Here is a 20,737-nt window from a genome sequence, read left to right as displayed (position 1 = left end):
TCCCTATTTTTTCTCGTACCCAGGTGCCGGACGGCGAACCGTGGGGTCCCATTCTTCGGTCCACCCTAACTGGGTAAAGATTCGGTCCAGAACGATTCCCGTAAAACCCCAAATCACAAATTCTTGTTCGGCGTTTTGTACGGTAAAAGCCGGGGAGGAATGAACGCTCTTTCCATGCTTGACCGTTGCCATATGCCGGTTTGCAGGGTTCAGCAAATCAGAGACTGGAACGCGTAGAACCAAGGCGGATTCTTTGGCGTCTTGGGCAGCCACGAGCGATGGTTTGTTCCACCACGCCAGCACGGGAGTTACGCTGAAATTGCTCACGGGTAGCCCGATTTCGCCAAATTCTCCTAAGATTTCGACGCCGGAGGGGTCGAGCCCGGTTTCTTCCACCGCTTCGCGTAAAGCGGCAACATAGGAGACGGGTTTGTTGGTTTCAGAGGCGGTCGCTAGATCTTCTGGGTCGACCTTGCCACCGGGAAATGCAGGTTGACCAGCGTGTTGGCGTAGGGTTGCCGCGCGCACCACAATCAGGACATCTAAATCATCTGCAACGTGTCCCTGACGATGGGTCGCGGGAACCTCATCCAAAACACCAAACAGAATCAACACGGCTGCTTGTTTGACGCTGGAATCATCTAGCTCCCCCACTCGCCAGCTTTCTGCAGGATCGTTCACCAAGTTCTCTGCCCGTGCAAGCTTCTTGAGCTGCGTTAGAGCCGGATGCTCAGTTTTATGCTCCAAGACTCCACCCTTCGCTTCGCAATTCTTGGCGAGATACACCCTGCACAAACCTGAGATGCAGGTGTTCGCGCCCCGGTGCCATCTCGTACTTCAATAATTGTGCCGCTTTTGTCTCATCGGTTTCGCCGATTCCATAGCTGGGGCATAAATCGGCGATAGGGCACACTCCGCACGCCGGTTTTTTAGAGTGACAAATACGCCGTCCATGATAGATGAGACGCTGAGAGAGATCAGTCCAATCAGAGGAATCGAAGAGTTCAGCGACATCTTTTTCAACCTTCGCAGGTTCCTCATGAGTAGTGAATTCAAGCCGGCGCGATAACCGTCCAAAATGCGTATCAACGGTTAGACCAGGCCGCCCAAAAGCATTACCTAGCACCACAAAAGCGGTCTTCCGACCGACCCCTGCAAGTTTGACGAGCTCCTCTAATTCCTGGGGAACTACGCCGTCATAGTCTTCAGTGAGCTGCTGCGCCAGGCGCACGATAGAGGCTGCCTTAGAACGGTAAAAACCAAGCGGTTGCACTATTTCTTCTACTGCTTCCAAGGGAGCCTCTGCCAGTGCGTGAGCATCTGGATAATGCTGAAAGAGAGTGGGAGTCACCGAGTTGACCCGCACATCGGTGGTTTGGGCAGAGAGTACCGTGGCAACGAGCAGTTCAAAGGGGCTCTCGAAATCTAATTCAGCAACAGCATAGGGGAAAGTATCTGCCAGGATTCGATTAATCTTGCGGGCGCGTCTTTTCTTGCCCAGGGGCGATTCAGGATTTTTCCGGCGACGACGAGCGGCGTCCTCTGCCTTAAAAGGCGGTACCTGGCGAATTTCCAGGAGGCTTAGCTCCTGTTCTGATAAAGGCTCGGTTGGCGTTAATCTGCTCACTCGTTCAAGATTACACGCTGAATATTTCACCTGATTTTTACGAGCTTATGACGGAATAAATGTGACAGGAGCAACAAATTCCCTTACTGTGAAAAGCAGTTACACTTCCCGCTGAGCATATTGCTCAACGTCAGCTGAAAGGATATTCCCATGTCAGAGGCCCCTCAAACGTTTGCTCCCCCGGCAGAATTCACCGCACAGGCAAATGCCACCGCAGATTTGTACGAGACCGCTCGCGAGCAGGGCCCCGAGTTCTGGGCTCATCAAGCACGAGAACTTCTCACCTGGAGCAAGGATTTCACGCAGACTCTGGACTGGTCGAACCCTCCCTTTGCCAAATGGTTTGCAGACGGTGAACTCAACGCTTGCTACAACGCCGTGGACCGCCATGTAGAAGCCGGCAAGGGCGACCGCATTGCTATCCTGTTCGAAGGTGAACCTGGCGATACCCGCGAGTACACCTATGCTCAGCTCAAAGATGAAGTCTCCAAGGCTGCAAACGCTTTCGAATCCCTGGGCGTAAGCAAGGGCGATCGCGTGGCAGTGTACTTGCCCATGATTCCCGAAGCCGTTATCACCATGCTGGCTTGTGCCCGCATTGGCGCCATTCATTCGGTAGTTTTCGGCGGTTTCTCTGCAGATGCACTTCTTTCCCGCATTAAAGACGGCGAAGCTAAGCTCGTGGTCACCGCCGATGGCTCCTTCCGCCGTGGCAAGCCTTCCATGCTCAAGCCTGCCGTCGATAAGGCACTGGAAAAGGGTGGCAAGTCAGTTACCAACGTGGTGGTTGTCAAGCGCAATGAAGCTGAGGTTGCATGGACCGAAGGACGTGACCTCTGGTGGAGCGAGATCGTCGATGCTGCTTCAACTGAACACACACCCTCGGCACAGAATGCCGAAGATCCGCTGTTCATCCTTTACACCTCCGGCACTACCGGCAAACCTAAGGGCATTTTGCACACAACCGGCGGCTACCTCACCCAGGGCGCTTTTACCCACAAAAACATTTTTGACCTCAAACCCGAAACCGACGTGTACTGGTGCACTGCTGACGTTGGCTGGGTAACCGGTCACTCCTATGTTGCCTACGCCCCGCTGGTCAACGGCGCCACCCAGGTCATTTACGAAGGCACCCCAGACTCCCCGCACCGCGGCCGTTTCTGGGAAATTGTGCAAAAATACGGCGTTTCCATCATGTACACCTCCCCCACCGCGATTCGCACCATGATGAAGTGGGGCGAAGACATCCCCGCTGAATACGACCTTTCTTCCTTGCGCGTTCTGGGAACCGTGGGCGAAGCTATCAACCCTGAAGCCTGGGTCTGGTTCCACCGAGTCATTGGTGGCGGCAAGTGCCCCATCGTCGACACCTGGTGGCAGACCGAAACCGGAGCAATCATGGTTTCGCAGTTGCCCGGCGTCACCGTTGCAAAACCTGGCTCGGCTCAGCAGCCAATCCCCGGCGTCAACATAGATGTAGTAGACGACCTTGGCGATCCGCTACCCAATGAACAACCCGGACTGCTGGCCATCACCGAGCCCTGGCCCTCTATGTTGCGCACCATTTGGGGTGATGACGAACGCTTCGTGGACACCTACTGGGCACGCTTTGGCGACCGCTACTTCGCGGGCGACGGTGCAAAGCGCGACGCCGACGGCGACCTCTGGGTTCTGGGTCGCGTGGACGACGTCATGAACGTCTCCGGCCACCGCCTCTCCACCCCCGAAATTGAGTCCGCTTTAGTCTCCCACCCCTCAGTCGCAGAAGCTGCAGTAGTAGGCGCAACCGATGAAACCACCGGCCAGGCAGTCATGGCATTCGTCATTCTCTCCGACGAAGCGCAGGGACAAAACCTCAACCACGAAGAACTGGAGCAGGAAATCCGCGCCCATGTGGGCGTAGAAATATCACCGATCGCTAAACCCAAGCGAGTGGTCATCGTGCCCGAGCTACCCAAGACTCGCTCAGGCAAGATTATGCGCCGCCTGCTCAAAGACGTCGCAGAAGACCGCCAGGTAGGCGACGTCACAACCTTGGCTGACTCGACCGTCATGGATGCGATTGTAGAGACGTACAAAAAGTAGCAGTCGCTCTGCAAACACAGCAACGGTGAACGAACCTTCTCGCCTGGCTCGAAAGCTCTCGCAAAGGCGATTCATGCCAGACCCAGTCAGTTCACCGTTGCTGTGTTTGCGAGCTTTCCTCTGTTTTAGATGCTGGGGAGCTTCATACCAAAAATACCGACCGTTAGACTAAAGCCATGTCGCAAACCATTTTCGTGCTCAATGGCCCCAATCTGAATATGCTGGGCACCCGCAAACCTGAGATCTATGGAATCACCACCCTCGCTGATATTGAGGAACAGGTACGAATGCGCGCCGCCCAAGCAGGGTTCGATGTGCAGTTTATGCAGTCAAACCATGAAGGTGCGCTCATCGACGAAATCCAGCGAGCGCGCACCGAAGCTGCGGCAATCATCATCAATCCGGCAGCTTATACGCACACATCGGTGGCGATTCACGATGCTCTAGAAGCCGCCGAATTACCGGTGGTAGAGGTTCATCTTTCGAATGTGCACCGCCGGGAGGACTTTAGACACCGTTCGTTTGTGTCTTTGCAAGCCACCGCAGTGATCGCAGGAGCGGGCGCATGGGGTTACACCATGGCAATAGATTTCCTGACCCATTACTTGAATGAGAAATCGTAAAGAGCGCTAGGTCGTTGGTATCGTACCGGGAGTACACTGGCCACTATCGACAGTCTGCGTATCGGCGGAATGAGATGCTAGGACGTCGGAGAGGACCGAGACCGGAATAGCGTAGCCCGTCTGCCCCTGAGTTGCTTTGGCAAAGATAACGCCCACTACGTTGCCGTTTATATCAAGTACCGGACCACCAGAATTTCCCTGCTCAACATTGGCAGCCAATTGATACACCAGTCGCACCGGGTTCTTTTCGCCTGTTACCGAATCGATGGTTTGGGTATAACCGAGCCCCTGCACCGTGGCGCTGCGATTCTGGAACGGGCCACCTTGAGGAAAGCCCATAAAAGCAACGGTGGTTCCCGCTGCGGCGTTGCTTCCCAGGGTAAGCGGCGTGGTTTCAAGATTATCGACTCGCAAGAGCGCTAAGTCTTCGGTGGGATTATAGTAAACGATATCTGCCCTGTGGGACTTGCCTGCGGCGTCCTGAACCACGGGTTGCTCGACGCCGGAGACCACGTGCGCGTTCGTCACCACTACATGTGGTGCAGCAACAAAGCCTGATCCTTCGGAACTGAAGCTGCAGGCCTCCGCCGCTCCCCAAATTTGCACCACCGATTCCCGAGCAGCTTCTAGCGCAGGATTAGAAATAACCTCGGTAGGTGCTTCTTCTGAGGGGAACAAAAGATTTTGAACTTCAGGAATTACTCCTGAACTGATGACCTGTGCCCGAGCTTTTTCTACCTGAGTTTCCCAGGAATCGGGGGTGAGACGAATGAGCGTCTCAATAACCCTAGATTCAGAGACAGCTGTATTGATGGGCGTTACGCCCAAAGGTTTCACGATCAGGGCAAGCACCACGATTGCCAAAGAAGCAACCACAAGATTCAGAATCGCTCCTGCTACCCGCTCGACGCCGCGTAAGGGGGTGGCGTCAGAAAACCGCCGAATGGCACGTCCTACGAGGAAACCAAGCCACTGGCCAACCACCACGCATAATACGACTGAGATGACAGCTGCAATGACATACCAGTGGGCGTCCACCTGGGTGATGACCCAGGGAGTGATGTAGAAAGCGGCAAGAACACCTAGCGCAAATCCAGCTAGGGTTCCCAAGGATACGAAAAATCCCCGGCGTAATCCGTTCAAGAAATAGAGCACCAGAATAAGCACCAAAATAATATCGAGCAGATGAAATCCCACGGGTGCTCCCCTCATGTTGAGACAGGCTGACCTATCTATTGTGCCGTAGATAGAAATTCCGACTCTAGTAGGTTTTTCTTCAAGCAGGGCTCAAATTACTCTTAGAGCCACCTGTGGAAAGTGAATGCCCGGTAAATAGGGGTGTGTCCAGCCATAAATTGAGGTAGTCTCGATACTAGTTGAATATGTCACACCATTTTTGGCGTGTATAGACAGCCGGGTTTATACTCATTCTCTACGCCTCAAAGATATGGCATTCACACCCTAAGATTTTAAGGAGAGACATGGATCTTGAAGTACTGCGTCGCGCACCCCTCTTTGCATCCCTCGACGACCAGGCATTTGCCGCACTAACCGAAGACATCACCGAGGTCGACCTTTCACGAGGCGCTAACCTGTTCTATGAGGGCGATCCCGGAGATCAGCTCTACTTCATCGTTTCCGGCAAGATTAAGCTCGGACGCACCGCATCAGACGGCCGCGAGAACCTCGTAGCTATCATGGGCCCCGGTGAAATTTTCGGTGAAATGGCTCTGTTCGATCCTTCACCTCGTTCCACCAGCGCAACCGCTGTTTCTGAAACCCGTCTCGCAGCCGTCAAGCACGAATCTTTGCGCAAGGCTATGGAGAAGTCACCTCAGATTTCTGCTCAGGTTCTTCAGGCTTTGGCTCGTCGTTTGCGCCGCACCAACGAGAACCTTGCAGACTTGGTCTTCTCCGACGTTCCCGGTCGCGTTGCAAAAGCTCTGCTGGATTTGGCAGACCGCTTTGGTCGCCCCGCGACCGACGGCATCTTGGTAGCTCACGAGCTGACTCAGGAAGAGCTGGCTCAACTGGTTGGCGCTTCACGCGAGACCGTGAACAAGGCACTGGCTGAATTTGTGTCCCGCGGCTGGATTCGTTTGGAAGCACGCGCGGTGGTCATTCTTGACCTGCAGCGTCTACGCAATCGCTCACGCTAAATTTTCATCGCCCCATAATGGGCGCAAATAAAATTCCCCGTGGAAATTTCCACGGGGAATTTTTTATGTCTTTGATAAATGGGTCGCTAAAGACGGCACTTCTCGCGGGCGCCCGCTTTGGTGGGTGCGGTAAAACGCAACATAAACTCGCCGTCTTTCATCACGACGTCCGCTTTTTTTACGCTGACGGCGCGCTTTTGCGCCAGATAAGCGACAGACGTGGACGCGCGGGCAAGATCTTCAAGAACGCACAGTGAGCCAGGAGTAATGAGCTCTTCAAAGCTCCGACCGCGGGTTTCTTCCTGGTTGATGAGATCACCCAGGTAAGAAGTTTCCTTATGTGCCAACAGTTCGCGCACGTTCACCCAATCGCCCCAAATCCCTTTGGAGGTCAGCAGCTTAGGGTTCTGCCCCACCGGTGCGGCACACGCAAAGTAGTGGGTGTCGTAGCGTTTATGGCGAAAATCTGGTGAGTGCCAGCGCACGATGGGGCGCAAGAGGTCAGTGCGCAGTTTGAGTCCGCGCTTGATCAGGTAGTCACCGAAGTTCTTATCGCCGTTGGCTACGGCTTCACGCACGGCCATCTGATCGCATCCGTCTGAGCTGACCTCTACGGTACTCAGCTCATCGGAGCCGGCCAACAGAATACCGATTTCTTCAAACGATTCACGGATAGCGCCCACTACCGCCGTGTGCGCGGTTTCGAGATTGTCATGGTGGAAGACGTCGCGCCACACTTCGTTACTGGGGCCGATCCAGGGCACCTGTTCGGAATCTTCTGGCGTGCATAAGCCACCGGGGAAAGCCACCGTACCCATGGGAGAGAATCCCGGACGGTAGGTCAGGATAGTTTCTAACCCTTCGCGACCGTCTCGTACATAAACAATAGAGGAGGCAGTTTTTGCCTGGCATGCGCCTTCAGCGCCCTCTTCAATCCATGCTTTGACAGCGGGAGCAAATTCTTCAGGAATCTTAAAAAACCGCTCGCAGGTGGCGCTGGGTTCTGCCGGGGATACCGGACGCTTAGGACGAACGGTATTGAGGGCACCGGTATATAAACCGGTTTTAGATGTACTCGACAATGATCTCAACTTCTACAGGCGAATCCATGGGCAGCACAGGAGTGCCTACCGCAGAGCGGGCGTGTATACCGGCGTCGCCAAAAATCTCACCAAACAGTTCGGAGGCACCGTTGATAACACCGGGCTGACCGAAGAAAGAGGGTTCCGATGCCACGAATCCGACAACTTTAACAATCTTCTTCACACGGTCTAAATCACCGATGACCTGCTTGACCGCAGCCAAGGCGTTCAAGGCACAGATAGCGGCTAGTTTCTTCGCTTCCTCGGGGCTAACCGTTCCCTCTGTTGCAGCATCAGAGACTTTACCCACAGCGGGCAGTTTACCGTCCACGAAAGGAAGCTGACCCGAGGTATACACATAGTTTCCGCTGGTAACTGCCGGCACGTAGGCTGCGACAGGCTCGGGTGCATGGGGTAGTTCATACCCCAGTTCGCGGATGCGTTCCTCAATGTAAGAGTTATTTTCGCTCATCGTGTGTCCTTGTAAATAAATCGCTGTATATAAAGCGCACAAAGACCGGCTTCGTACCTCAACAGCACGAAAAACCGGTCGTTTGTTCAAGTGTAGTAGTGGCTATGCCTTCTTGCGCTTGAAGTAAGCGATGGGGTTTCCCGCAGTAGGGGCAACCATGTTGCCTTCAGGAGCAGAAGAAGCAGGTGCAGATGAAGGGAGAACGGTTACGAGTTCCCAGCCATCTTCACCCCAGTTATCGAGGATCTGCTTGGTAGCGTGAATCATCAAGGGCACAGTTGCATATTCCCATTTTTCCATACCCCTAGCCTAGTGCTTGTGATGAGGATTTGGAAAGTTAAAACGTTCCCACTCCCCAATTCTCAGATTCAACTTGTAAACTGTGGGAATGGCTTCATCCAAGAACGTTCGTACCAAGCGCACTCCCGGTGACTTTATTCAGTTCATTGCACTGAGTATTATCGCCGGTTTTTTGACCGCAGGCATTCTCATACCTCCTACCGTTGGCGTGGGAGTTGCCGCGACGTCCTCCATTAACTGGTTCAAGGGTCTTCCTGAGGATATGTCTGAAGGACCGCTCTCACAGCCGTCGAGGGTTTTAGCCTCCGATGGTAAGACCGAGCTGGCTTCTTTCTACTCTCAGAACCGCACCTCGGTGCCCCTTTCGGACATGTCCAAGCATATGCAGGACGCCATTATTTCGGTCGAAGACCGTACGTTCTATGAGCACGGCGCAGTATCTCCGCTCGGTATGTTCCGCGCTGTTGTCAACAACTTTCTCCGCCCAGGCAACCGCCAGGGTGCATCTACGCTGACCCAGCAGTACGTTAATAACCTTTTGATTGACCAGGCTGAAGTTAACGGTGAAGAAGCCTCAACCCTAGGCGCGAACAAGGGTTACATGGATAAGGTCAAGGAAATCAAGCTTGCGATTTCCATGGAGCAAAATAAGTCCAAAGACGAAATTCTTGAAGGCTATCTCAACATTGTGAACCTCGGTGGTTCTAACTATGGTGTAGAAGCCGCTTCTCAGTACTACTGGGGCATTCCGGCTTCTAAGCTCAATGTTCAGCAGTCGGCTCTACTGGCGGGTATGGTGCAGTCCCCCAACCAGTACCGTCCCGATGTTAACCCTGAGATGGCTAAAGAACGCCGCAACGTGGTGCTTGGAACTATGTACCGTGACGGCAAGATTAATGAAGACGAATACAATGAAGCCGTAAATTCTGAACTTGATCTTGACCTTCATTACTCAGAAAGCGGCTGTGAAGCTGCCGGCGCTAATGCTTACTTCTGTAATTACATTGTTGCTCAGGTAATGCAAGACAAAGACTTTGGGGCAACCCAAGATGACCGTCTAGCAAACCTTTACCGTGGTGGCTACACCATTACCACAACCCTGAGCACCAGCGCTCAGTCTGATGCCAAGAAAGCTGTGGAAAATACTCAGCCTTCCGATAACAACCCTGACGATGTAAACGCCTCTTTGGTGTCTGTAGAGCCAGGTTCGGGCAAAATCGTTGCAATGGCTCAGAACACCGCCTTTGGGGATGCCGATGACACTAACCAGTTCTCTCTTTATAACTACAACGTAGATGCGCAGGACGGTGGCACGGCAGGTTTCCAGGTGGGTTCGACTTTTAAGCCCCTCGTTCTTGCCGAGTGGATTAAGGAAGGTAAGGGCGTCAACGCCACCATCGACGGTACCAAACTGAGCTACCCTGCGTCCTTCGGTTGGAGAGCCTCTTGTGTTGAAGGCGGCAACGTCTACTACAAGGATGGCGGGCCGTTCACCTTCCAGAACGCTGAGGGTGGCTACCAGACGTGGAACACCGTTGCTTACGGTTTGAAGAACTCTATTAACTCTTTCCTCTATTCCATCGCTTCGCAGGTCGATCTCTGTGGCGTCCAAGAAACTGCTAAGGATTTGCACGTATTCACGGGTAGCCCCGGAGAGAAAGTAGCTTACGACCCTAAGAACCTCTCCGGATTGATTGGTGCACAGCCAGCCTCGCCGCTCACGATGGCATCTGCATTTGCTACCTTCGCTAATGAAGGAACCTATTGCGAGCCTCAGGCAATCAATGAGGTAAAGGATCGTCGGGGCAATACCATTCGCAAATTCAACGCAAATTGTGAAAAAGCAATGGATAAGGATGTCGCTAACGGCGTCAATTATGTGCTCAAACAGGTTTTGGTCGACGGTTCGGCGTGGAGGCGCGGTATCGGCCTGGAAGATGCTTCGGCTGCCAAGACTGGTACTACCGATAATTCCACTCAGACCTGGACTGTAGGTTACACCCGTGGTCTTTCCACAGCTTCATGGGTAGGCAATCTTAACTTGGGCTCTCGCTCACTGAACAATCTTTCTATCAACGGTAAGCGCTTGGACTACGTTGACGGCGCTACCTATGCAGGTGGTCAGTGGCAGGAATTCATGCAGGCCCAGGCCAAGAAGTACAACACCAAGAAATTCAATATGCCTTCGGAGAAGGTTCGAGGGACCCAGTCCTAACGAGGAGAAAATATATTCATGGTGAATTCCACCAATGTGGCGGCTTCTGCTGTTTCTGTGGCTAAGGGCGTTGGCGCCCTGACCGCTGCGGGATCTTTCGCGGGGGCCGCCACCCTCGCTTATGCTCACTTTATTGAGCTCAACAATTTCCAGGTACGGCACGAGACTTTGCCTCTTTTGCCTGCGGGGTCTGCTGACTTCACTATCTTGCATATCTCAGATATGCATATGGTTCCCGGTCAAAAGAAGAAGCATGAATTTATGCATTCGCTGGCTGAAATCAATCCTGATTTGGTCATCAACACCGGTGACAACCTCTCACATATGAAAGCTCTGCCCTCTCTGCTGAATGCGTTGGATCCGCTGTTGGATTTCCCCGGCGTCTATGTGCCAGGGTCTAACTGCTACTACGCGCCGGTTTTCAAAAACCCCGCACGGTATCTGTGGAAAGAATCTACTTCTGATGAGGGCGTGGACCCTTCTAAGGAGCGCCTACCAACCCAAGATATGCACGACGCTTTTGACGCTCGCGGCTGGGTAGGACTCATCAACCGCTTCGACACATTGACCCTCAATGGGTTGCGTTTAGAGTTCTCCGGTGTGGATGATCCCCACCTGGAATTCGACCGTCACCCGGGGTTCTCCCCCACTGCTTTTGATACAGAACCTGCGCCGTCTGTTCGTTTGGGGGTGTGCCACGCACCCTATATGCGCACGCTCACTCGGTTTGTGGACGACGGCGCTCAAGCAATCTTTGCCGGGCACACCCACGGTGGGCAGGTTTGCCTACCCGGTGGAAAAGCCCTGGTTTCAAACTGTGATTTGGATCCATCCCGCGCGAAGGGAGTGTCCCTGCAGTCAGGCGTACCCGTGGAAGTTTCTGCGGGTTTGGGCACCTCTCGCTTTGCTGCAATTCGCTTGTTCTGCCCACCAGAAGCAGTGGTAGTGACGCTTACCGCTGCGCGTCAATAAACCAGCAGAGAAACACAAACTGTCATCAGGCTCATAGGGGTAAAGTAAATCCCTATGAGCCTGATCCACACCTCTCATCTGCCCGTTCCTCCTCCCACCGTTGTTGATCAGCCGCAAAACCTTACGCTGTGGCAGTATATGAAGCCCATTCGCGCCAAGTGGCTGACAGGTGTGGCGGTTGCGATATGCGCGTCGGTTATTGGTATTTCCATTCCGCAGGTTTTGGCGTGGATTGTGGATCATCTGGTGGCACACGAAAACCCGTCAGGTTCCACGGTGTGGGCCGGTGGTTTGCTGATGATTGGGCTCGGGCTACTCCAAGCAGGTCTCATTTATGTCCGCCGCATGCTGGTGATTGACCAGGCCTCGACCGTCGAAATGAGCATGCGGATGTCTCTCTTCGACCACCTCATGCGTATGCCTGCAGCTTTCCATGACCGCTGGCCGTCGGGGCAGTTGCTGACCCGTTCAACCTCAGACCTGTCATTGATGCGCCGCTGGATAACGTTTGGTTCTATTCAGTCCATTTCTTCCACCGTGATGCTTGCGGCTGGTCTGTTTTATCTGTTTCGAGGCTCCTGGCTGTTGGGACTGATATACCTTTGCTCAGTGCCCCTTATGTTGCTGACACTGTGGTTGTTTGTGAGGACGATGAAGAGCCTGACCCGCAGCGTACAGCAACAGTCGGGTGATTTGGCAACGTCCGTTGAAGAATCGGTACAGGGTATCCGCGTGCTGAAGGCACTGGGGCAGGGGCGAAACTCGCTCTCCCGTTTCACGGCGCAATCTGCAACTCTTATGAATACCGAAATCGCCCGCTCTCGAGCGGTGGGTAGCATGCTGGTGAAAACTATCAGCATCACAGCAGTCACTATGGCGATTTCGCTCTTTGTGGGTATTCATCAGGTGGCGCAAGAGAAAATGTCCCTCGGCGAACTCACCGCGTACTTTGCCACGACCGCAGTATTGACTCCCCAGATTCAACGTGCGGGAATGTTCATTAGTATGTGGCTGGACTCCAAAGTTGCCATGGAACGTCACCGCGAAATTATGCAGGAACCTGTGGGCGAGGATGTTCTTCTGGTCAGCGGAGTTACTACCCCGCAGGTGAGCAGGCACGATGCCGCAGGTGTAAAGTTCGAGCATGTCAGCTTCACTTTTGGCAGGGATGAGAAAGATGTTCTTCACGATCTGACCCTCGACGTCGCCCCCGGCGAAATTCTCGCGCTGGTGGGTTCTACCGGCAGCGGAAAGTCCACGGTTTTACAGCTCATCCCCCGCCTATATGCACCCACCCAAGGGAGGGTACTGCTGGATGATACCGATATCTCAACTATTTCTTTGCCTGAGCTACGCGCGCAGATGGCTATTGCTTTTGAAGAGCCCGTTCTCTTTTCCTCATCGGTTCGCAAGAATGTTCTCATGGGGGTTGAGACCGAAAAATTCAACTCTGAAGAACTGGAGTCTATCGTCGCCACAGCCTTGCGCGTGTCCGCTTCAGATTTCGTAGACGCACTGCCCGACGGCGTCGAGACTCTCATTGGCGAAGAAGGTATGAGTCTATCTGGCGGTCAGCGGCAACGCCTCTCTCTGGCACGCGCTATTGCTTGCGATCCGCGCGTCCTACTCTTAGACGATCCGCTTTCAGCGCTCGATGTGAACACAGAAGAAGCAGTGGTGGACATGCTCAAAGAGCAACTCAAGAATACGACGACAATCATTACCGCCCACCGCCCCTCTACGGTTGCGTTAGCTGATCGAGTGGCGCTCCTCGATGAAGGACGGATTGCCGCGATAGGAACCCACAGCGAATTGATGAAGAACCCTGCCTATGCCCGGTTGATGTTGCTGAACCCCAACGATTCAACAGCGAAAAACCATACTTCGCAGAATCAGGAGGTGCTCTAATGCCTCACGGTTCAATGGCTCCGCTGGCGGAAGACCGCGTGAAACTCTCGGCGCAGGAACAAAAAGAGGTTCGGGCGCGGTCGATGGCGCTTTTGAAATCCGTGCTGACGCCACTGAAGAAGGAACTGATCTGGACGATTGCGCTGGTAGTCGTCTCGGAAATCCTCTCCACCGCCATGCCCCTGCTCCTTTCCTACGGAATCAACCGCACTATTACGCCGCTGGTAGAAGGAAACGGTGCGCCCGCCACAACAGTTGTTGTGATTTATTTTGGGGTGGCCGCCGTCTCGGCTATCACGCTCTATTTCAATACCGTTTTGACCGCCCGCGTTTCTCAAAAGGCGCTCTTTGACCTGCGACAACGCATGTTTGCCCAGGCTCAAACCCTCTCTGTTGGTTTTCACGAGACATATACCTCGGGGCGGGTAGTCTCACGATTGACTTCTGATCTCGATACGCTCAAAGCCTTTCTCGATTCGGGGCTCTCGCAGGTTGCATCAACCCTGCTCTACATGTGTTTTACCGTTGTTGCTATCATTCTGCTGGACTGGCGGGCAGGGCTCGGTTTGCTCGTTGCTGCCATTCCGCTGTTTTTCCTGACGAAATGGTTCCGCAAGCATTCAACCCTTGCCTATCGTGCTCAACGAGTAGCTAATGCCCGGTTGATTGGTCGCTTTGTCGAAACATTCACCGGAATCAGCGCGGTCAAGGCATTCGGTTCAGAGGCAGAATCACGCGAGAAATTCGGTGTTGAAGCCGAAGACCTCCGCGTGAAAGTCATGGACTCAATCAAACTCAATGGCATCTACATGCCCACTCTGATTGCGCTGGGCAATATCTTTGTGGGAGCCGCCCTGATTATTGGTGGGTATGCTGTGCTCGGTGGCAGTATGCAGGTAGGTACGCTACTGGCTCTGACCATTTATTCAACCCGTGTTTTCGAACCTGTGGTGATGCTCTCTGACTTTTACAACATGTTCCAGTCAGCGGTCTCCGCATTGGAAAAAGTCTCAGGTTTCTTAGCCGAAAAACCAACGGTAGCTGATCCTGAGCATCCGATTGAACGCAGAAGCCCAGCTCAAGGAGAAGTTGTTTTTGAGAACGCTTCATTTAGCTACATTGAAGGTCGCCCGGCACTTTACCCCTTCAACCTCACCGTGCCTGCGGGGCAGCATGTCGCGCTCGTCGGGAAAACCGGGGCGGGTAAATCAACCGTAGCCAAACTCGTTGCTCGCTTTTATGACCTGACCGAAGGCAGGTTGCTACTGGATGGCGTCGATATTAGAGAGCTCCCTGATGCGCAGTTGCGCCAGGAGGTAGTGATGGTGACGCAAGAGGCATTCCTCTTTCAAGGCACGGTTGCCGATAATATCCGCTTAGCACGCCCCGACGCCAGCGATGAAGAAGTAGAAGAGGCCGCTCGCAAAGTAGGCGCCCACGACTTCATCATGTCTTTAACGGAGGGTTATTCAACCAATCTGGCGCAGCGCGGCGGACGTGTTTCTGCTGGTCAGAGACAGCTGATTTCCTTTGCCCGGGCATTCTTAGTGAATCCTGCGGTGCTCATTTTGGATGAGGCGACGGCATCGCTGGATATTCCTACCGAACGACTCGTTCAAGAAGGATTGGCAAAATTACTGGACGGGCGCACCTCGTTCGTTATTGCCCACAGGCTCTCTACCGTTCTGGATTCGGACAGAGTCTTGGTGGTGGATGACGGACGCATTATTGAAGACGGCTCTCCGGCGGAATTGACCGCTGGCACCGGCAAATTCGCCCAGATGGTTCAGGCATGGGACGACGCCATGGCAACGTAGAAATACCTATTCGGGCATATGAAAATGGCTTAATAATTCTCCATTCTCTTCCTCAAACGGGCTAGAGTGAAAGAAATATCCCCTAGTTTGCGAGGTCAATTATGCCCACCGTGACTCATACTCCTGATGCACTCAAAAATGGAGTGCAGGAGGACTTTATCAAGCTCACCTCGGCGTTGCAGGGTGCGGTGGATGAAAAGAACTTTTCGGGGCGAGAGATTGACCGGTTAGCGATTGCCCACGATGCCTCGCATTATCTTTTGGTGCCCGGCGGTATTATTCGGCCCGAAAATGCCCAGGACATCGGTAAAATTTTCGCTGCTGCCCGCGAGCATCAGATTCCTCTAGCTTTCCGTTCCGGGGGTACATCGCTGTCTGGTCAATCTTCTTCTGACGGTATTTTGCTGGATACCCGCAAGCACTTCAAAAAGATTGAAGTACTTGATTCAGGTCGGCGAGTCCGGGTTGCACCCGGTGCTACGGTCATGATGGTCAACAACCATTTGGCACCCTATGGCTATAAATTAGGGCCCGATCCGGCGTCCTGGTCCGCATGCACCATCGGTGGAGTGGTCGCTAACAATTCCTCGGGAATGAGTTCTGGCACCGAGTTCAACACCTATAACACGCTGGATTCTATGGTGTTCGTGCTGCCATCTGGCACCGTTATTGATACAGCAGACCCCGATGCCGACGCCCAGTTACACGAACAAGAACCGGAGATTCACGAAGGACTTATTCGTTTGCGCAAGCGGGTAGTAGAAAATCCTGCCTCTGTCGATAAAATCCGCCAGCAGTTCTCTATGAAGAACACCATGGGCTACGGCATCAATGCTTTTCTGGATTTTGAAAAACCTGTGGATATTCTGGAACATCTGCTGATTGGCTCAGAGGGAACCCTAGGATTTATTGCCTCGGCGACCTATCGAACCCTCCCCATTTTGCCAGCTGTCACCACGGGTTTGTTGGTTTTCAAAAATCTGATTGACGCCTCTGAGTCCATTCCTGATTTGATAGCTCACGGCACAGCTACCGCAGAATTGCTGGATGCCACCTCTATCCGGGTAGCTCAGCGAACCGGTTTGGTAGCCGATGCGCTGGCACAGATTAATGTAGAGAACCACGCGGCAGTGCTCGTAGAATTTCAGGGGCAAACCCAGGGGGAGATTGATGAGCTTTCCCACCGCGCCGAACCGCTCTGGAAATCGCTTGATTTAGCGTCTCCGGTAACAATGAGCTCGAACCCAGCAGAGCGCAATAAGCTCTGGGCTGCCCGCCGCGGGCTCTACACCACGGTTGCGGGCAACCGCCCCTCAGGTACCAACGCGCTGCTTGAGGACGTCGTCGTGCCCGTCCAACAGCTAGGAGAGACCTGTAGAAATCTCAGCGAATTGTTCGACCAGCACGGCTACCGGGACTCCGTCATCTTCGGCCACGCGAAGGACGGCAATATTCATTTCATGCTCAACGAGCAGTTTAATGATGCCGCCCAACTCAGCCGCTATCAAGCCTTTACCGAGGACATGGTAGAACTGATTCTCGGAAATGCTGGCTCGCTCAAAGCAGAACACGGAACGGGTCGGATTATGGCTCCGTTCGTGCGCCAGCAGTACGGGGATGAGCTCTATGAAGTCATGGTAGCTATCAAACGCCTCATTGACCCCACCGGCATGCTCAACCCCGGTGTGCTCATCAACGAAGATAAGCAATCACTAGTTCAGAACCTCAAGGTTGCAGAAGAAGTAGAAGATACCGTCGACCGTTGTGTGGAGTGCGGATATTGCGAGCCAGCATGCCCGTCCAAGGACCTCACGCTGACACCACGCCAGCGCATTGTGATTCGGCGGGAAATGAAAAATGCTGAGGCAGCCGGGGATACCGAGTTACTGAACCGGCTCCAGCATGACTACCGTTACTCGGGTATTGAGACGTGCGCGGTTGATGGTATGTGCCTGACACGCTGCCCCGTGCACATCAATACTGGTGACCTCATCCGAGACCTGCGTGCCAAAAATCAAAACCCTGTGGCTGCACAGGGGTGGAAGGTAGCGGCTCAGGGGTGGGGAGCTCTCGCCCCTGCTGCCTCTCAGGCGCTCAACCTCGCTCATCTGATGCCGTCGCTCCTCCCCCGCACAGCCACCCAAATCGCCCGCAAAGTGCTCGATGAAGATACGGTTCCCCAGTACAACGCACAGTTACCTGCCGGTGGACGGCGGCGCCAGCCCCGCGCGAACCCACTGGCGGAAATCGTGTTCTTCCCCGCGTGCGTCAACGCAATGTTTGGTGGCGTTGACCACCGGGGCAAGGCAGATGAAACCAATGCTTCCCAGGCTTTCGAGCTGCTGTGCGAGCGGGCAGGAATTGAGTTCAATATCCCCACAGGTATTGAGGCGATGTGTTGCGGCACGCCCTGGAAATCCAAGGGTTTTACCTCGGGATATCAGGTGATGAGCGATCGAGTCTTGCAGAATCTCTGGTTGGCGACGCGCGGTGGACGGCTACCGGTGGTATGCGATGCAACGTCCTGTACCGAGGGTCTAGAAACCATGAAGGCTAAGGTCCGCGCAGCCGCGGAGTATCAGACAGGACGTTCCCTAGACGCCGATGAGCCCGATTTCTCTCGTATTGAGTTCATAGATGCTGTAGCTTTTACTGCCGAGCAGATACTTCCCCGATTAGAGGTCAAGCATAAACTCGATTCGTTGGTACTTCACCCCACCTGTTCCATGACTCACCTGGGCATTCAGCCCCAGTTCGAGATGATTGCACAGGCACTGTCTGAGGACGCCGTCGTCCCCTTGAACTGGGGGTGCTGCGCCTATGCTGGCGACCGTGGAATGCTTCATCCTGAACTGACCGCTTCGGCTACTCGCGCGGAAACTGCAGAAGTCAATGCCCGAGAATATGCTGCCTATGCTTCTTCTAACCGCACCTGCGAGCAGGGAATGACCGAAGCTACCGGGCATACTTATCAAAATATTTTGCAGCTGTTGGAGCGCGCTACGCGCTAGCTCACACACCCCATTCTTTGCGCAGTGTGCACTTTGCGCTAAAATAGAACAGTTGCTTGCAGATTCTTCTGTGAAGTTAACAATCGGGATGTGGCGCAGCTTGGTAGCGCGCGTCGTTCGGGACGACGAGGCCGCAGGTTCAAATCCTGTCATCCCGACAGAATAGAAAAACCCCAGAAACATGAAGTTTCTGGGGCTTTTTCTTTGTCTCTGAGAGAACGGCTAGTTAGCGCACCTCGGGGCGGTCAAACTCGTTGGGAGAAACGCGCTCCTCCTTAGACAGGCGAGAGGGCCACCAAACCTTGCGTCCAATATCTTCTACTAGCGCGGGGACGAAGAAAGCTCGCACCAGCGTGGCATCGAGTAGCACGCCAAAGGCAACGATAAACGCTAGCTGCACCATGAACATCAGCGGAATTACTGCCAATGCCGCGAAGGTTGCCGCCAGCACGATACCCGCTGAGGTAATCACACCGCCGGTAGCAATCAAACCACGGCGCATACCGGGGCGCGTGCCTATCTTGAGCGATTCTTCTCGCACGCGCGTCATCAAGAAGATGGTGTAATCAATACCCAGTGCTACCAAGAAAACGAACCCGTAGAGAGGTACTGAGGGATCTGCACCGGGGAATTTGAACAGGTGGTCAAAGACCAAAGTAGCGATACCCAAAGTGGCCAGGTAAGACATCAGGGTGATGACAACCAGCAGAATGGGCGCCACGATGGAGCGCAGTAACAACATCAGAATCAGCGTAATGACAACCAAAACGATGGGGATAATGACTACTCGATCACGCTGAGCCGAAACAATCGTGTCGTGATCTGAAGCGGTGTCTCCACCCACGAGTGCATCGGGTGAGACGCTCTTTAGCTTCTCCCGCATCTGCACCACGGTATCGGTAGCTGCCTGGGAGTCAGCGGGGTCGGATAAGGTTACCTGCATTAAGATGCGACCATTAGATTCAGTAGGTTGTGCGTTAGCAATCATGGGTGGCACGTTCTTGGCGCTCTCCCCCACCGGGATGGTGCCCGACGGCGAATCTTGCGAAACTACCGCAACGGAGGAGACACCTGCAAGCTGCTCAATGGCGTCCACCGCTTTGTCTTCATCTGCCGCAGGCAGAATCACGTTAGCCGGTGTACCTGAGCCGCCGGGGAAGTGCTCAGCCAAAACTTCCTGTCCAGTTGACGCTTGGGAACCGCCCAAGACCAAATCAGACTGGCGAACACCCTCAGCTTTGAAGCCGGTGGAAACTACCACAAAAATCGCGAGCCCAACAAAGCAAACTATCCAGATGGGGCGGGGTTTTGCTGCCACAAAATCTGCAATCTTGGTCCACAGCTTCGAGTCATGTTCCACACCGTGCTCAACGGCATGGCAGTCGAATCGAGGACGCGCGGGCCAGAACACCGCGCGTCCGCACAGGGCGAGCGCTGCGGGGAGGAAGGTCAAAGATGCCAGCATTGCCAGCACAATACCGGTAGCCGCTACAGGGCCCAGTGCCTTGTTGGAAGCAAGCTCGGAGAAAAGCAGGCACAGCAAACCGGCGATGACGGTACCGCCCGATGCTGCAATGGGCTCAATCGAACCGCGCCATGCTGCCTTGGTAGCGGCAAAACGATTCTGGTGGGCGATGAGTGCCTCACGGTAGCGCGCCACGTAGAGCAGGGCGTAATCGGTGGCGGCGCCTACCACCAGGATAAGCAAAATGCCCTGAACCTGCCCGTTGATTTTCACCCAACCAGCATCTGCCATATGCCAGACCACAAAGATTGCGCCAGAGAGCGCGACCATGGAGGACATCAACACGATGAGGGGCAAGATAGGTGAGCGGTAAACAATGAGAAGGATAACGAAGACTACGGCGAGGGCTACCAGCAGTAAAATGCCATCGATGCCGGCAAACGCCTGCGTGAGATCAGAGGCGAAACCGGCAGGTCCCGTCACATAGCCTTCTAGACCTTCGGGTGCGTTCTCGATTTCCGAACGGATGGTCTCGACGTTATCTGCCAGCGCCTCAGGGTCACTTAGCGGAATGACGATTTGCGCGGCTTTGCCGTCCTCAGAGGGGATTACCGGGGACGCCTGGTCAAAGGCTACTCCGGCGTCCTTAAATTTTTCAGGCAGGGACTGCAGATAGGCGTTCTGCTCCTTGCTCAGTTTCTGATCAGATTCAAACAGAATGATGGCAGGGGCAGAATCTGAATCATAAAAGTCAGTAATCTGCTGGGCAACCTTCGTGGAATCCGAGGAAGCGGGGAGAAAGTCCGTGGAAGAGTTGGTGGAGACTTCGGAGATTTTGCCAAAGTAAGGTCCGCCAGTACCAGCTACGCCGATCCATACAATGACAAGAGCGGCGGCGAGAAGTACACGTAACCAGTTCTTCGGCCTTTGTTGAGTAGGGGCTGAGGTACTTGAAGAGGGCATGAAAAGCCTTGGTGGGGAAGACGACGATGGTTACCCTC

The 20,737-nt window shown here is 54.0% G+C and carries 15 protein-coding genes and 1 tRNA gene; 9 read left to right on the top strand and 7 right to left on the bottom strand.

The features are described from left to right. Window positions 1-3: 3 nt before the first annotated feature. Both ACFR81_RS10540 and nth read right to left on the bottom strand, forming a co-directional pair. A complete protein-coding gene (locus tag ACFR81_RS10540; protein ID WP_343876421.1) occupies window positions 4-747 on the bottom strand; it encodes an NUDIX hydrolase in 744 nt (247 codons plus the stop codon). Then, window positions 737-1,627: an endonuclease III gene (gene nth / locus ACFR81_RS10535; RefSeq protein ID WP_343876420.1), complete on the bottom strand. Its 891-nt coding sequence runs from the start codon at window positions 1,625-1,627 to the stop codon at window positions 737-739. The genes ACFR81_RS10540 and nth overlap by 11 nt, the downstream gene beginning before the upstream one ends. A 150-nt stretch (window positions 1,628-1,777) precedes the next feature. Here nth and acs point away from each other — a divergent pair, with 150 nt between their 5' ends. Further along, window positions 1,778-3,712, top strand: a complete 1,935-nt coding sequence (acs, locus tag ACFR81_RS10530; protein ID WP_343876419.1) for an acetate--CoA ligase — start codon at window positions 1,778-1,780, stop codon at window positions 3,710-3,712. Window positions 3,713-3,888: 176 nt separating this feature from the next. After that, complete coding sequence (gene aroQ, locus ACFR81_RS10525; RefSeq protein ID WP_343876418.1) at window positions 3,889-4,335, top strand: type II 3-dehydroquinate dehydratase; 447 nt, start codon at window positions 3,889-3,891, stop codon at window positions 4,333-4,335. A gap of 6 nt (window positions 4,336-4,341) precedes the next feature. Here aroQ and ACFR81_RS10520 read toward each other — a convergent pair whose 3' ends face one another. Further along, entirely contained in the window at window positions 4,342-5,532 is a 1,191-nt protein-coding gene (locus ACFR81_RS10520; RefSeq protein WP_343876417.1) for a MarP family serine protease, read from the bottom strand. A gap of 284 nt (window positions 5,533-5,816) precedes the next feature. Here ACFR81_RS10520 and ACFR81_RS10515 point away from each other — a divergent pair, with 284 nt between their 5' ends. After that, a complete protein-coding gene (locus tag ACFR81_RS10515) occupies window positions 5,817-6,494 on the top strand; it encodes a Crp/Fnr family transcriptional regulator (protein WP_068170614.1) in 678 nt (225 codons plus the stop codon). A gap of 86 nt (window positions 6,495-6,580) precedes the next feature. Here ACFR81_RS10515 and ACFR81_RS10510 read toward each other — a convergent pair whose 3' ends face one another. From ACFR81_RS10510 to ACFR81_RS10500, 3 genes are all read right to left on the bottom strand, one after another. Further along, complete coding sequence (locus ACFR81_RS10510; RefSeq protein WP_343876416.1) at window positions 6,581-7,576, bottom strand: NUDIX hydrolase; 996 nt, start codon at window positions 7,574-7,576, stop codon at window positions 6,581-6,583. After that, window positions 7,560-8,048: a RidA family protein gene (locus ACFR81_RS10505; protein ID WP_343876415.1), complete on the bottom strand. Its 489-nt coding sequence runs from the start codon at window positions 8,046-8,048 to the stop codon at window positions 7,560-7,562. The genes ACFR81_RS10510 and ACFR81_RS10505 overlap by 17 nt, the downstream gene beginning before the upstream one ends. A gap of 102 nt (window positions 8,049-8,150) precedes the next feature. Continuing rightward, on the bottom strand, window positions 8,151-8,348 hold the full coding sequence (locus ACFR81_RS10500; RefSeq protein ID WP_068170608.1) for a DUF4177 domain-containing protein: 198 nt from the start codon (window positions 8,346-8,348) through the stop codon (window positions 8,151-8,153). 88 nt (window positions 8,349-8,436) lie between these two features. Here ACFR81_RS10500 and ACFR81_RS10495 point away from each other — a divergent pair, with 88 nt between their 5' ends. The 6 genes from ACFR81_RS10495 (at window position 8,437) to ACFR81_RS10470 (ending at window position 18,429) form a co-directional block, all read left to right on the top strand. Then, a complete protein-coding gene (locus ACFR81_RS10495) occupies window positions 8,437-10,563 on the top strand; it encodes a transglycosylase domain-containing protein (RefSeq protein WP_343876414.1) in 2,127 nt (708 codons plus the stop codon). Window positions 10,564-10,581: 18 nt separating this feature from the next. After that, window positions 10,582-11,535, top strand: a complete 954-nt coding sequence (locus ACFR81_RS10490; protein ID WP_343876413.1) for a metallophosphoesterase — start codon at window positions 10,582-10,584, stop codon at window positions 11,533-11,535. A 54-nt stretch (window positions 11,536-11,589) separates the two neighbouring features. After that, on the top strand, window positions 11,590-13,443 hold the full coding sequence (locus ACFR81_RS10485; RefSeq protein WP_343876412.1) for an ABC transporter ATP-binding protein: 1,854 nt from the start codon (window positions 11,590-11,592) through the stop codon (window positions 13,441-13,443). Beyond that, window positions 13,443-15,260, top strand: a complete 1,818-nt coding sequence (locus ACFR81_RS10480) for an ABC transporter ATP-binding protein (RefSeq protein ID WP_343876411.1) — start codon at window positions 13,443-13,445, stop codon at window positions 15,258-15,260. Before ACFR81_RS10485 ends, ACFR81_RS10480 begins: the two co-directional genes overlap by 1 nt. Window positions 15,261-15,361: 101 nt before the next feature. Then, window positions 15,362-18,271 (top strand): FAD-binding and (Fe-S)-binding domain-containing protein, encoded by a 2,910-nt coding sequence (locus ACFR81_RS10475; RefSeq protein ID WP_343876410.1) that lies wholly within the window; start codon window positions 15,362-15,364, stop codon window positions 18,269-18,271. 84 nt (window positions 18,272-18,355) lie between these two features. Further along, window positions 18,356-18,429, top strand: a tRNA-Pro gene (locus ACFR81_RS10470). Between the two features lie 68 nt (window positions 18,430-18,497). Here the strand turns inward: ACFR81_RS10470 and ACFR81_RS10465 are convergent. Beyond that, entirely contained in the window at window positions 18,498-20,699 is a 2,202-nt protein-coding gene (locus tag ACFR81_RS10465) for an MMPL family transporter (protein ID WP_343876409.1), read from the bottom strand. Between the last annotated feature and the right edge of the window lie 38 nt (window positions 20,700-20,737).

This window comes from Rothia amarae, from assembly GCF_042677725.1.
GTDB classification, from domain to species: Bacteria; Actinomycetota; Actinomycetes; order Actinomycetales; family Micrococcaceae; genus Rothia; species Rothia amarae.
Note: the sequence above shows the minus strand (reverse complement) of the source record. Positions and strands in the feature narration are given on the sequence as shown.

Coding starts and splice junctions, on each gene's coding strand:
- ACFR81_RS10505 (WP_343876415.1), bottom strand. CDS start 8,048: ATGAGCGAAAATAACTCTTACATTGAGGAACGCATCCGCGAACTGGGG.
- aroQ (WP_343876418.1), top strand. CDS start 3,889: ATGTCGCAAACCATTTTCGTGCTCAATGGCCCCAATCTGAATATGCTG.
- ACFR81_RS10480 (WP_343876411.1), top strand. CDS start 13,443: ATGCCTCACGGTTCAATGGCTCCGCTGGCGGAAGACCGCGTGAAACTC.
- ACFR81_RS10465 (WP_343876409.1), bottom strand. CDS start 20,699: ATGCCCTCTTCAAGTACCTCAGCCCCTACTCAACAAAGGCCGAAGAAC.
- ACFR81_RS10495 (WP_343876414.1), top strand. CDS start 8,437: ATGGCTTCATCCAAGAACGTTCGTACCAAGCGCACTCCCGGTGACTTT.
- ACFR81_RS10515 (WP_068170614.1), top strand. CDS start 5,817: ATGGATCTTGAAGTACTGCGTCGCGCACCCCTCTTTGCATCCCTCGAC.
- ACFR81_RS10475 (WP_343876410.1), top strand. CDS start 15,362: ATGCCCACCGTGACTCATACTCCTGATGCACTCAAAAATGGAGTGCAG.
- ACFR81_RS10500 (WP_068170608.1), bottom strand. CDS start 8,348: ATGGAAAAATGGGAATATGCAACTGTGCCCTTGATGATTCACGCTACC.
- ACFR81_RS10485 (WP_343876412.1), top strand. CDS start 11,590: ATGAGCCTGATCCACACCTCTCATCTGCCCGTTCCTCCTCCCACCGTT.
- ACFR81_RS10490 (WP_343876413.1), top strand. CDS start 10,582: ATGGTGAATTCCACCAATGTGGCGGCTTCTGCTGTTTCTGTGGCTAAG.
- acs (WP_343876419.1), top strand. CDS start 1,778: ATGTCAGAGGCCCCTCAAACGTTTGCTCCCCCGGCAGAATTCACCGCA.